Source organism: Chryseobacterium antibioticum, assembly GCF_012927325.1.
Lineage (GTDB): Bacteria > Bacteroidota > Bacteroidia > Flavobacteriales > Weeksellaceae > Chryseobacterium > Chryseobacterium antibioticum.
In genome coordinates, this window is sequence record NZ_JABBGI010000006.1 from 96459 (window position 1) to 110334 (window position 13876).

Genomic DNA, 13876 nt, shown 5'->3' on the forward strand with positions numbered 1-13876 from the left:
TATAAATGAAAGTATGGTTTTAAATATTAGATATGATTAGGTTTTGAATAAGTATTATAGTAGTTCGAATTAGCCATTAAATCTATGGTTTGTATTATGTTTGAAATCGTAAATGTGTGTAAATCAAATTTTTATAAAATAGTATTTTTATGTATTGTGTTAAATTTAGAATTATTCTAAATTATTGTTTTGGTAATTAAATTAAATGTAAAATAAGTGTTTAATTTTTATTTTATTTATTTTATTGATTGATTATTACTTGAATAATTATTTAATAATTATTCATTGTTTTGGGATAATTGTTGCATTTGTATCTGTTTTATTAGTTGTTTGTGCATTTTATTTGTAAATATTAGTATTTATTAACATATTTGCTGGATGAATATTAAAATTTGTTAATATGAATGTTAAAATACGTGTATTGAGTGTTGGCGTTCTGTTTTTCATAAACGGAGTGTATAATGCACAAAAAACTAAAATCGACACAACTAAGGCAAAAGATATTGAAGAGGTTGTGATCCTTGGTTATAATAGAACCCTGACAAAGCCTAAAGATGTAAGTGCGAATACCACGATCAGTGCTGAAGTTATGGAAAACAGACCAAACGTGAGTTTCCTGAATTCACTACAAGGGTCTGCGCCAGGTGTAACGATTGCGTCAAATTCCGGTTCTCCGGGATCTGCAAAGATAGATCTTGTTATTAGGGGTATTTCTTCTCTTTCGGCAGATACTGAACCGTTGGTAATCATTGATGGTGTTCCTACCGGTACTAACCAGTTCAGAAATTTAAATTCTGAAGATATAGAGTCAATCTCTATTCTTAGGGATGCTGCCGCTACTTCCATTTATGGAAATAGAGGAGCAAATGGAGTATTACTTGTAAGAACTAAAGGTGGAAAATTTAATTCCAAGCTTAAATTAAGCTATTCTGCTATGACAGGGGTGAGTATAATGCCTAAAAACAAATATAATATCGCTGATTCCCATGAGCTGCTTAAAATTCAAAAGAATGGTGGAACCTCTCTGCTAGGTAGTACCTTGACTGATCAGCAAATTGCAGACTATGAAGTGAATACGGATTGGGAGAAAGTTTTCTTTAAAGCTGATGTTACACAGCAACACAACATTTCTGCTACTTTTGGAGGTGAAAATACATCTGTGTATTCTTCTTTAGGGTATTTGGAACAGGGAGGGTTGGTGCCCAATACAAAGTTTCAACGATTTACATTTAGAAATAATATTACCGGAAGGTCCGAAGATAAAAGATTTAACTATACGGCCATTGTTGGTTTAGGATATTCCAAAAGAAGCCAGTTGAATCAGGAAAATAATTCCGGAGTGAACGGAAATGTCGTTCAGAATCCGTTGCTGGGATCTTTTATAGCATTGCCTTATATTAAATCTGGACAGTATTCAACAGGTAGGGATTTATTTAATGCTATAGGTACCGCATCTTCAGCAAACGGAAATTTTGCATATGTTTTGGAAGATGTGATGAAGGGAGATCAATCTGTATTTGGAAAGTTTAATGAGACTTCTATTTTTACCAGTGCAACGACTTCCTATAAACTAACGGATGATATTACTTTAAACAACAGGACTGGAGCAGATCTGAAAATTGGTAATTCTTTTTCAGGAAGAAACCCTAAGGGTTATCTGTCCATTGTTGTGGCTTCAACCTCGGGAATTGAGTATGGTGGAAGTGAAACGATTGTTAATTCCAGAGAATTGAACTTTACTACCGTAACTAGTGCTAACTATAATAAAGTTTTTGGCGACCATACTGTTGGGGCAGGTATTTATATGGAGTATAATAAAGTTCACTTCTATAACAGTACTCAGGTTCAGAACGGATTGGATCCTAAAAATTTTGCTATTGGTGCGGGTACGGGATATATTCCTTTTGATCCGGACAAAGATATTTATGTGCCTGCGGTGTCAGCTAATAAAATTACTGCCGGAGCGCTTTCATATTTTGCTACGGTAGATTATGATTATAAAGATAAATATGGCTTTAGTGGGACTATCAGAAGAGATGGTAACTACAGATTTGCTCCAGGTAATAAGTGGGGTACTTTCTGGTCTGTGGGTGGTCGTTGGAATATTGATAAAGAAGGATTTATGGACGGATCGTTCTTTGATATGCTGAAATTAAGAGCATCTTACGGAACGCAGGGTAATGCCAACGTAATTGCTGCTGCGGATGATACCAATCCAATGTTATTAGCTACAGGAATCAGTAGAGAGATTAATGTTGTAGGAAATGGGTACGGAAATACACCCGGTTATTTTTTGAATTCTATTCCTAATCCTATTGTACAATGGGAGGAAATCAAGCAGGGTAATATAGGTTTGGATTTTAAGTTACTTAAAAACAGACTCGAAGGGAATGTGGATGTTTACAGAAAAAATACAGACATGTTATATTACAATATTCCGTCTTCTGCAATTACTGGACAGTATAATTATAGAGGGAATTATGGTAGTTTAAAAAATGAAGGGGTAGAACTTGTATTAAGGTATAATGTCCTAATGAACAAGGATTACAAGCTTACTTTTTTTGCAAATGCTTCCTATAATGAAAATAAAATTACTAAACTTCAGGTTCCTGTAACTACGGGTTCATTATTGTTGGAAGAAGGTGGAACTATTAATGAATGGAATCTGGTGCCTTATCTGGGAGTAAATCCTAATACAGGAAATGAACTTTATATGGATTCTAACGGGGCTGTTTCCGAGCAGGCTCTGGATAAAGATAGAAGAAAGACAGGTAAAAACTATTTCCCTAAATATACTGGTGGTTTTGGTTTTAATAGTGAGTATAAGGGATTCTTCCTTGATGCACTGTTCTCTTTCCAGGCTAAATTCTGGAGATCAGATAATCAGTTATCTTGGGCATTGAATCCTGCTTATATGAAGGCTGGGTACAACGTATCATCAGATCTACTTAATGCTTGGACGCCTGATAATCGTGAAACAGATATTCCTTCTTTAAATGCTCCAATTTCAGGTATTACTGATAGGATGTTATTTGATGCATCTTTTTTAAGGCTTAAGAATGTAACATTAGGATATAATGTTCCAAAACAGTTCTTTAATTCAAATTCAGTGATTAAATCTGCTAGAGTATTTGTTCAGGGTGAGAACATTGCAACATGGACAAAATGGAGAGGCTATGATCCTGAAGGGCTGGGGACTTTTCCTTTAAGTATTTATCCTAACCCGAGAACCTACTCGCTAGGGGTTAACTTAGAATTTTAATTTTACTACTAATTAATTTCAATATGAAAAATATATTTAAAATAGCAATTTTATCCGCATTTGTTTCCGTAGGATTATCTTCGTGTAATGATGCTTTGGATATTATTCAGGATGGAGAATTGAATGCGGAGAATACTTTTGTAAATACCGAAGACATGAATAAGTACCTTAATGGAACTATTTATTCAGGGTTGGATATAACAAATGGTTTGTTTTTCTCCGGGCAGATGACAGATGAATTAGGTATAGGTCCACAGAATAGTGAATTGGCATTAAGCGCACATCAGTTTTATTTAGATGTTACCAATGGATTAGTAGCTAATATATGGCTGGGGAATTATACAACAATTAACAGAGTAAACAGGTTGTTGGAAGGAGCAGCTAAAATAACACCAGCTGCTGCAGATCAGGCGAAGTATAAGAATATAGTGGCTCAGGCACGATTGATCAGAGCTTTCTCTTATTTTACGCTGGAATCTTATTTTTCTACCAATATGAAGGATCCTAATGCTTTAGGTGTCATGTTGATCGATCATGTTCCTGGTCAGTCAGAGACTACGCTAAGAGTTAATAACTCGGCGATCTTCTCTTTTATTGACACTGATATAGCTTATGCTGAGACAAACTTAGCTGCTAATAATGGTGATTATTACCGAATTGGAGCTAACTTTTTAAATGCTTTTAAAGCGAGATACTACCTATATAGAGGGATGTATCCCCAGGCTAAAACTGCTGCACAGGCTGTATTGAGCTCTTCTGGATTAGTGTTGGCTCCTTTGGTTAATCCTGCTATTCCTGGTTCCAGTGCGGGTAGTTTGGCGCAAAATAATACAGCACACAAAACATTAAATGATTATCTAACCAGAAATCCATATGCAAAGATGCTTAATAATACCAATCAGGGCGAGATGATTTTTGCATTGAACAGACCTATAGTGGGGGCTTGGGGGAATATTGGTAGTGTGCTTGCTTCAAATACCTCTACTTTGAACGGTTCTATTTTGTATGATATGGGACGAAGAACATTTAATTTGTTAGCTCAGATAAATGGAGATATCAGACGATATGCATATATTGATCCAACTGCAAAAATTGATGCAGGATATGCTACTATTTCTACATATAGAGATGCAGATGTTCTGGTTATCGATAAATATCCCGGAAGACCTAAACTTTTGCCAGATCCTATCTCTACGGATATTTACAGAGAAAAAGTAGGTTCTCAGGCTCCGTTAAGAAATGATCTTCCAGTATTCAGATTGTCTGAAATGTATTTTATTCTGGCTGAATGTGCAGTTGAAGAGGGTAATTATGGTGTTGCGGCGGGGTATATTAAAAATGTCAGAGACGCAAGGAATTATGTTGGTCCGGTTACTCTGCCTATTTATTCAGGTAAGCCGATTGCTTATGCAGATATTCTTCTTGAAAGAAGAAAAGATCTTTACCTGGAGGGACACAGATATTTGGATTTAAAAAGACTTGGAGCTATCGCTGGGGTGGCTATTGACAGGGATCCTACAGATGATCTTAAATCAATTCCTGTTACAATTCCTATTGATGATTACCGTATGAAATCTTTACCGATTCCTAGAGCTGAGACTCAAGGGAACCCGGCTATTCAACAAAACCCAGGGTATTAATTTTTTTAAAAATTAGAAAATGAAAACATTTAATTATTTATTTATAATACTATTCTCTGCAACAGCATTTTCCTGCTCTAATGAGGAAATTCACTATGAGGATGATCCTTACTTAAATTTTATCACGGCCAGTTCTCAGCAATTGGTTGATCAGGGAAGTGGTTCAAAAATTGTAGAATTACAGTATGGTACGCTTGTAAAGGTTCCGAGTGCAGAAGTGAGTCTGGTAGTTGATCCGACATCTCAATTAAAAGAAGGGATTGATTTTCAGTTGATGGGACCAAGTAATCCATCTGGTAATTTTGATGGGAAAATATCAATCAAACTATTGGAGGCCGGTGCCAGTCCTGAAGGTAAAAATGCGGTATTCAGATTAACCTCGCCAACTATTCAGAATGGTGTTATTACGCAGGTGCATACAATGACTGTGGCGCTTAAGTGTCCGCTGTCGTATTTCTTGGCGGGTAATTTTAAAGCAACAATGCCATTTTTTGGCGGAACATATGATACTGTCATTGCTGCAGGAGCTGATACTGATACTTTGTTGTTAAAGGATTATTATGCAAATGGATATGATATTAAATTAAAATATGATCCATCTACTGGTGCTATCACGATTCCGACTCAACAGACAGGGTATATGCATCCTACATACGGAATGGTTAGTATCAGGCAGGTGGCTGCAACAGCTTCAACTGTTAATTTCTGTACTAGGAAAGTTGTTTTAAGCTATCAGCCGTTCGTAACTGCAGGTAATTTCGCTGCTGTAGTCGATAATATTGTTGGTAATTAATATCATTATTATAATGTTATGAAAAAGATAGGTGTTGTTTTATCTCTGTTTTTAATGGGCTTTTATTTTTCCCAGAGCACTGTTTTGCATAATCTTAATAATAATAGATTGATGTCACAGACAGTTAATAAAATTGGAGTTGGTGAGTTGGCTGATAATGAATTTGTGGGATCTCCATTTCTTGAGACTCAGTTTCTGCCATCTGTCATAAAAGGTGAAAATGGGACTTATCTTTTAAGGTATAATATTTATAATGATGATATTATTTTGAAAAATGGCGATAAATACTTCAGAATCCCTAAAGAAAAATTGAATTATTTTAATATAAATAATAAGTATGTTGTCATTTTGATAAATGGAAGATACTATATTCAATCTTCTTCAGAGAAAGGTAACTACATGATTGTAAGAAAAGAAACTATAAAATTTACAGAAGCTAAGATTTCAGAGAATGCTTATGGGCAGAATCAACCTGCGAAATTTACAGCTTTAAAGCCAGAGTATTTCGTGTATAATATTGAAAATAACACTCTGATTCCTGTAAAAGCTGAAGATCTTAAAAAAGCTATTCCCTCTAAGGAAGGTGATTTAGATATTTTTTTTAAGAAAAATAAATTGAAAAAAACAGAGGATTATAATGCCCTGCTTGAGCTGATTGTAAACTAACATTTCACAATAAAAACAAAGGATATTTCAGTATTCTTTGTTTTTATTGTGAAGTATGAAATACCGTTATAATATCATATAAGTAAACATTTTACTTTTTTTAGTAATATTTAGTTACGAATTGTATTTTTTTACAAAAACGCAATTTATAACTATTCTAAATAATATTTATTGTACTAGTAATAATTAGTTAAAAAAAATAACAAGTGTGAAAAAAAAATATTTATACAAATAAAAACTGGGTGTTATTGTTTAATTTGTATGAGTTCATAGATTAGTTAAAAACAATAAGCAAAGAATGCTGACGCTTCTATACTTTTGAGATTTGTTCATATTAATATTTATTAACATATTTGCCAATTAAATATATTAAAATTTGTTAATATGAATGTTAAACTACGTGTATTGAGTGCTGGAGCACTGTTCTTTTTGGGGCAGGTTGCTTTTGCGCAAAAAACTAAAAAGGACACAGCATCTACTACGCAGATTGAAGAGGTAGTAATGGTTGGATTCGGGCAGAAGAAGACTGTGCAGGAAATTACAGGGTCAGCAAGTACTATGACTGCAAAGTCTATTGAAGACCTTCCTGTTGCTTCTGTTGATAAAATGTTGCAAGGTAGAGTTACGGGAGTTCAGACGGGTAGCGCGTCTGGTCAGCCAGGAGGTTTTGCCAATGTAAGAGTAAGAGGTATATCTTCTATTAATGGAGTAACGTCTCCAATTTACATTGTTGATGGTGTTAGAGTTGCAAACGGAAGTTTAGGAACTGCTAATGGAACATCTTCACTTACAAACATCCTTGCTAACTTAAGTCCTGATGATGTTGAAAGTATTACTGTATTGAAGGACGCTGTTTCTACGGCTGTTTATGGTGCAGATGCAGGTGCGGGGGTAATTGTAATTACCACTAAATCTGGTAAGAAAGGAAAGCCAAGATTTAATTTATCATTTAACAGTGGTTTTAACCAGCAGGCTGTTGATATGGCAAGAAACTATTCCGCAGGTGAGTATAAAACTTATCTAAGGGATATGTATAATAATTCATTGAATTCAAATTATTCTATTGAGCAGATGGCGGGTGGATCATTAAATGGACTGATCTCAGCTTCTTCAAATGCACAAGTAATGAGTATTATGTCTTCTCCATATGATACAAACTGGTTAGATATTGTCAGAAAGGATGGGTACCAACAGAATGCTGATTTCAGTATGTCAGGTGGTAATGACAAATTTACGTATTACGCAGCGGCTAATATGTTTGACCAGAATAGTATCATTAGAAACTCTTTCTTCAAAAGATTATCTTATACAACAAAATTAAGTTATCAGGCAACAGATAAACTAAAAGTTAGTACAGATTTCCAAATTTCACATAGTAAGACAAGAACTTTAAGTGATGGAGGTGCATTCTCTAATCCAATGTTAGCACAGTATTTCAACAGGCCAACCGATCCGGCAAGAAATGCTGATGGTTCTTGGTATTTGGGAAATCCTGCAAATAGCAGATTAAGTAATAACCAATTTAATCCAGGATATTTGTTAGACAATAACTATATCCAAGCTGGAACATTTAGAGCTTTTGCTAACCTTAATGTTGAATATAAGATCTTAAAGAATTTAACATATAGATTTGTATTTTCTCCGGAATATGTAAATGTTGAAGAGGACACCTATTGGAATCCTTTACATGGTGACGGTTATACATATGGGGGATATCAGAGAACTTCAGCTAACAGATATTTTAATTTTAACGTACAAAATATCCTAGATTATTCTCAGAAATTTGGAAAACATAATATTGGGGCATCATTAATTCAGGAAGCTTATAAGACTAATAGAAGATTCTTAATGGCTACAGGTATTACAGTGGGTACACCAGAGCTTGAAACTTTAAGGAATTTTGTAGTTCCTTATGGTTATGATGGAACTCAAACAGTTACATCAAGATATGGATATGCAGCGACAGGACATTATGACTATGACAAATTAATCTTATTAGATGCTTCTTACCGTAGAGACGTTCTTTCTCAATTTACACCTGGAAGTAAGGCTGGAAATTTCTGGTCTGTTGGAGCTGGTTTTGATTTAGCGAGATTGGATTTTGTTAAAGATATGAACTCTATTTCTATGGCAAAGTTCAGAGCATCTTACGGTAAATTAGGTAACCAGGTTACAGCTAACCCATATGCATTATATGCATATGATATCAACTACAATGATTATGCTGGAGCTAGATATTATAACATCTATAATCCTAACTTATCATGGGAAACTGTCAATCCATTCAACGTTGGATTAGATCTAGGGTTCCTAAGAAACAGAATCACCGTTACAGCTGAATACTATAATAAGAAAACTAATGATCTTATTTATAACGTTCCATTATCTCCATCCCAAGGTGGAATTCTTAATGATAACGGAACTATAAGATACGGTGTAATGCTTGATAATGTTGGAACTCTTGTTAACCAAGGTTTTGAATTCAATGTAAATGCTGATATCTTTAAAGGAGATAGAAATCAAGTGAATTGGTCTATTGGTGCCAACTTGTCTACTCTTAAAAATGAGGTTACAGAGTTATACGGAGGGACTGTTAACACAGGAACTACAACACTTAGAGTAGGAGAGGGAGCTCGTACTTTCTACCTTAGAAAATGGGCCGGTGTAGATTCATCTAACGGAGATCCATTATGGTATCTTAATGGAGTTGATGGTGAAACTACCAATGATTATAACAAAGCACAACAAGCTGTACAAGGGTCATTCTTAGCTAAAGTATTTGGTGGAGCTAATACTAGTATTTCATACAAAGGCTTTGCTTTAGATCTTCAGTTTACTTATGGATTTGGAGGTAAGATCTATGATGACTGGGCATCTTATACCTACAGTGATGGACAATATTCTTTAAATTATCCTGGATACGGAGACGTTATGGGAGATTATTGGACGCCTCAAAATACAGGGGCATCTAATCCTAAGCCAATGGCTGGAGGTAACAAGCTTTCTAACAGAGCTTCTACAAGATTCTTGTATGATGCAGACTATATCAGATTGAGCAATGCAAGGTTTGGTTACACATTTACAGGTGATTTCTTAAAAGGCTCAGGTCTTAATTCTTTACAGGTTTATGTAATGGCTAATAATGCTTGGACTCACAGGTTTGATGATAGATTGAAATTTGATCCAGAGACTAACATTTCAGGGTATACTAATTTAAGTTTACCAATATTAAAGTCTTATCTATTTGGTGTTAATATTAGCTTCTAAAAAAAAGAAAAAATGAATAAAATAATAAAAATAGGATTGTTGTCAATCGGAGTTGCTGTTACCAGCATATCTTGTTCCGAGGACTTTGTAGAGAGAGAGTTTTATCAGGATGTACAGCAGGCTCCTCTAAAAACTGACAATGAAGTTCAGGCATTTGTAAGGGGAGGTTATGCAACGATGCGTAACACAGAATATTATGGTGCAGACTTTTTAGCATATGGAGAAGTGAGATCAGATGAGATGATCAGTAATCTTTCAGGGGGTTATTATCAAAACGTTATGAACTATACAATGCTTTCTAATGATCCATACGCAGTAAATACATATAATAGAATTTACGAGTTGGTTGCTAAAGCAAATGTTGTTATCAATACTGATATGGCTACCATACAAGGAACAGACACTGATAGAAAAAATTCAAGATATGCTCAAGGTCAGGCTTATGCATTGAGAGCGATTGGTTTTTTTGATGGTTTAAGATTATATGGACAAAAGTATATTTCTGGAGGTGAGTCTTTAGGTATAGTTTTACCTTTGAAATATGATCCTACAGCTCGTATGCCTAGAGCGACTATTGCACAGACAGAAGCGCAGATTGATGCCGACTTTACAAAGGCGATCGAACTAATGACTGCTAATGGAAATGCTCTTAGTACTAATAAAACCGAATTGACAGTGTATTCTGTAAAAGGATTAATGTCAAGATTCTACCTTTATAAAGGAGATTATGCAAAAGTAAGATCACTTACTAATGATATTTTCAATAAATATTCTGTAGCCTCTGCTGCTTTATTACAGGAAACTTTTAGATTTACGATGAACGGTGCTGCTCCTAACTCTATTTTTGAATTAGCAGTAGGAATCAATTCATCTTTATCTACAGGATCTTACAGACAGAGACTTAACCCGAATGGTTATGCAAACCTTGTTGTAAATGCAAGTACTCAGGCCGCTTATGATGCAAATGATATAAGAAGAACATTTATTACACTAAGTGGAGGACAAAGATTCCTATCATTTAGTTCTAATGCTAATGGTATTGGAAAATATACACAGGGAGTAGGTGCTGATAACATTAAAATGCTTCGTTATGAGGAGATTTTATTAAATGGTGTTGAAGCGGAATTAAATGGTGGAGATCCAGCTAAAGCTCTTACTTATTATAATCAGATCCTTACAAATAGAGGTTTGGCAGCGGCAGTATCTGTTGATATGACAAAACTGAAGTTAGAGAGAATGAAAGAGCTTCTAGGAGAAGGTATCAGACAATGGGACTTAAGAAGATGGGGTACGGCTGTTCCTAGACCAACTGGAGCAAGTACTAATGTTGATCTTAATGCATTCCCTATCCCAAGACAGGAAACTGACTTAGCAGGAACACCGGTTAAATCAAATCCAGGGTATGACAACTAATAATTAATTAGATAATTATTAAATATATCAGCCACTTCATAAAGAAGTGGCTTTTATTTTGTTACTTTTGTTAAAAATGTTGCTATGAAAAAGGTGCTTTTAATTTTATTTGGTTTCACAATTTCCGTAGTAGAGGCTCAGGCCGGTAGTGAAAATGTATCATACTCTACAGAAAATATCTTTATGCGGGCAAACAGGCCTACAACTAAAGAATATGTCATAGATGGTAGCCCTTATACTACCGGAGATAAGTTCAATAAAGTAATTATTAAAGGGTTTAGCAAAGATGTCCAGGATCTTCGTTACAATGCCTATGAAGATGAAATGGAATTTAAAAAAGGAGAAGAACTTTTTTATGCCAATAAAGCGGATAATGTTAAAATCCAGTTTCCGGAGCTTAACAAAACTTATGAATCGCTGACGTATACTTACGACGGTAAAACAAAATCAGGATATCTGGTATTGTTGCTGGATAACCCTAAGTTTTCCCTTTACAAAAGAGAAAAAATGGAACTATTAAAAGGTGAAAAAAGCCCGAATGCATATTCAAAAGATGCTAATGATTACTATGCGAAGGAAAAAGACATTTATTTAATTTCCAGAGACAAAAAATTCTCCAAATTTCCAAAAAACACATCAGAAGCAGCAGAACTCTTTTCAATAGATAAAAAAGAACTGGAAAGCTTTGTGAAATCCAATAAAATCAATTTAAATAGAGAACCAGATATGACAAAACTGGTAGAATTTATAAACAAGTAAACACCATATATCAACCCTTGCTTTTTGCAGGGTTTTTTATTTCCTTTTATTTCTTATTTTTGCTGTACAAAAATGAACAATGAAATCTTTTAGGTTCCCTGTCATTTTTGAACAATATAAATAAACGCATGAAGTACATCCTTTTTATAATCATCTTCTTCGGTTTTGTCTCGAAGGCTCAGGTCGTTAATAAAACAGACATTAAAAATACACAGAAAGAAGAAGATACCCTTGTTATAGATACTGGTAAAAAAGATTCCCTGAAAATTTTCAGACCTACTATCAATGACTATCTGTATCAGACCCAGTTTTCTGAAAAGAAGATTTTTGATACCGTGATGACGTTTGAGAAGACTCATATTTTTTCGCAATATAACAATACAGACAACTTTGGAAAAGCCCAGGTTGCAAATATAGGGGCAGGATTCAATCCACTGGTTTACGAAGTAAATCCCGAACAGAATCTTTCTTTATTACCTTCCAACAAAGCCTATATGATCATTGCTGCAAACGATGTAAAGTATTATGACGTAAAAACTCCTACGGCCACTTTTATCTATCATACAGCCATGAAGAATGGGGCTGCACTGAAATCTACCTATACACAGAATATCGGGAAAAGATTCAATTTCGCCCTTGAATATATGGGACTGCGTTCCCAGGGGTTCTACAGAAATTCATTGGCATCCAATAACAATACTCTATTTTCAGGGCAATATGTTTCCAAGAGTGGAAATTATGAACTCTTTACCCACTACCTTCACCAGAATGTAAACAATCAGGAAAGTGGAGGGATCACAGAAGATGATCTTTTTCAGAACGGTGACAGCAATTATAAAAACAGGCAAAATGCCCAGGTTAATCTGGCTTCATCGAGTTCTCAGTATTCTTACAGAAGATATTATCTGACCCATCAGTTTACACCGTTCAATTCACAAAAGTTTCCTTTTAGCATAAGACATACCCTATCTCATCAAGGGAATAAATATTTTTATAATCAGAGTGGGGCGGAATCTTACTGGTATGATAACGTTTCAGAATTAACGAACGGTTTCCCACTTACCACAAAAAAATATTCTGATAACTTCAGCAATACAGTAAGTCTTGTCTTTAACAATGAGAAATTCAAGCTTGATGGGGGAGTACGTTATCAGATGCTGAAATTTGGTGTGAGAGATATCGCTACGGTTAACGGAGTGGCTCTTCCCGGTGAATTTAAAGAAAACAGAATTGGAGCCGTTGGAAATCTTCAGGTAAAACTTTGGGACAAGTTTCAGTTAAAATCATTCCTTGAATTTTCAAATGGAAGTCAGTTCGGAAGCTATCTTAGAACCACAAACAATGTCAAGTTCGAACCTATAAAAGATTATTTCGTTAATGCAAAAGTAAACTTCCAAAGTGCTTATCCATCATTTAATTACCTTTTAAATACTTCTGTTTATAACAAATACAATTATTATCTGGAAGATGCCAAAAACCAAACGGTAACGGAGATCGGAGGAAGTGTTAATCTAAAATGGTTCAAGACCGAAATTTTCGCCAATTATTTCAGAATCGATAACTATACCTACTTCAATGCAGACGGAGCACCGCAACAGAGCAGCAGCTCGCTGAATATTTCTCAGATCGGGGGAGATGCTACGTTCAGTTTCGGAAAATTCCATCTTAATACAAGACTTCACTTCCAGAATGCACTCACGAATAAAGAACTTCTTCCAATGCCAAGTTTCATCGGAAGAGCCAATTTCTTCTTCCAAAGCATGGCCTTTAAAAACGCTGCAGAAGTTCAAATGGGTGTAAAGATCTACTATTTCTCAAAATTTGCATCCAGAGATTACTTCCCGATTCTCAACGAATATATTTTGCCCAGGGCAGATTCCTTCTCTATCGGAGGACAGCCTATTGCCGATCTTTATATCAATATGAAGGTGAAAAAAATGTTCTTCTATGTAGAAGGACAGCAGATAGGAACCTTTATCTCCAACAACAAAGCCTATGCATTTCCACATTATCCGGTGTATGATTTTAGATTAAACATAGGAATTGTGTGGTATTTGTTCAACTAAAAGCTAAACA

At 35.0% G+C, this 13876-nt stretch carries 8 protein-coding genes; all 8 read left to right on the forward strand.

Going from position 1 to position 13876, the window contains the following annotated elements; genetic code table 11:
- Window positions 1-400 precede the first annotated feature (400 nt).
- The 8 genes from HHL23_RS06260 (at window position 401) to HHL23_RS06295 (ending at window position 13866) form a co-directional block, all read left to right on the forward strand.
- Complete coding sequence (locus HHL23_RS06260) at window positions 401-3262, forward strand: SusC/RagA family TonB-linked outer membrane protein (RefSeq protein ID WP_169233955.1); 2862 nt, start codon at window positions 401-403, stop codon at window positions 3260-3262.
- A gap of 23 nt (window positions 3263-3285) precedes the next feature.
- Window positions 3286-4902: a RagB/SusD family nutrient uptake outer membrane protein gene (locus tag HHL23_RS06265; RefSeq protein ID WP_169233956.1), complete on the forward strand. Its 1617-nt coding sequence runs from the start codon at window positions 3286-3288 to the stop codon at window positions 4900-4902.
- Between the two features lie 19 nt (window positions 4903-4921).
- On the forward strand, window positions 4922-5695 hold the full coding sequence (locus HHL23_RS06270) for a hypothetical protein (RefSeq protein ID WP_169233957.1): 774 nt from the start codon (window positions 4922-4924) through the stop codon (window positions 5693-5695).
- Window positions 5696-5713: 18 nt separating this feature from the next.
- Entirely contained in the window at window positions 5714-6361 is a 648-nt protein-coding gene (locus tag HHL23_RS06275) for a hypothetical protein (protein ID WP_169233958.1), read from the forward strand.
- Window positions 6362-6745: 384 nt separating this feature from the next.
- On the forward strand, window positions 6746-9628 hold the full coding sequence (locus HHL23_RS06280) for a SusC/RagA family TonB-linked outer membrane protein (protein ID WP_169233959.1): 2883 nt from the start codon (window positions 6746-6748) through the stop codon (window positions 9626-9628).
- Window positions 9629-9640: 12 nt separating this feature from the next.
- On the forward strand, window positions 9641-11041 hold the full coding sequence (locus HHL23_RS06285) for a RagB/SusD family nutrient uptake outer membrane protein (RefSeq protein WP_169233960.1): 1401 nt from the start codon (window positions 9641-9643) through the stop codon (window positions 11039-11041).
- Window positions 11042-11125: 84 nt separating this feature from the next.
- Window positions 11126-11800: a hypothetical protein gene (locus HHL23_RS06290; protein ID WP_169233961.1), complete on the forward strand. Its 675-nt coding sequence runs from the start codon at window positions 11126-11128 to the stop codon at window positions 11798-11800.
- Window positions 11801-11928: 128 nt separating this feature from the next.
- Window positions 11929-13866, forward strand: coding sequence for a putative porin (locus HHL23_RS06295; RefSeq protein ID WP_169233962.1), 1938 nt, complete (start codon window positions 11929-11931; stop codon window positions 13864-13866).
- Window positions 13867-13876: the final 10 nt, after the last annotated feature.

What these genes read in the sequence shown, in the direction of transcription:
- HHL23_RS06260 (WP_169233955.1), top strand. Translation starts at nt 401, where the DNA reads ATGAATGTTAAAATACGTGTATTGAGTGTTGGCGTTCTGTTTTTCATA.
- HHL23_RS06265 (WP_169233956.1), top strand. Translation starts at nt 3,286, where the DNA reads ATGAAAAATATATTTAAAATAGCAATTTTATCCGCATTTGTTTCCGTA.
- HHL23_RS06270 (WP_169233957.1), top strand. Translation starts at nt 4,922, where the DNA reads ATGAAAACATTTAATTATTTATTTATAATACTATTCTCTGCAACAGCA.
- HHL23_RS06275 (WP_169233958.1), top strand. Translation starts at nt 5,714, where the DNA reads ATGAAAAAGATAGGTGTTGTTTTATCTCTGTTTTTAATGGGCTTTTAT.
- HHL23_RS06280 (WP_169233959.1), top strand. Translation starts at nt 6,746, where the DNA reads ATGAATGTTAAACTACGTGTATTGAGTGCTGGAGCACTGTTCTTTTTG.
- HHL23_RS06285 (WP_169233960.1), top strand. Translation starts at nt 9,641, where the DNA reads ATGAATAAAATAATAAAAATAGGATTGTTGTCAATCGGAGTTGCTGTT.
- HHL23_RS06290 (WP_169233961.1), top strand. Translation starts at nt 11,126, where the DNA reads ATGAAAAAGGTGCTTTTAATTTTATTTGGTTTCACAATTTCCGTAGTA.
- HHL23_RS06295 (WP_169233962.1), top strand. Translation starts at nt 11,929, where the DNA reads ATGAAGTACATCCTTTTTATAATCATCTTCTTCGGTTTTGTCTCGAAG.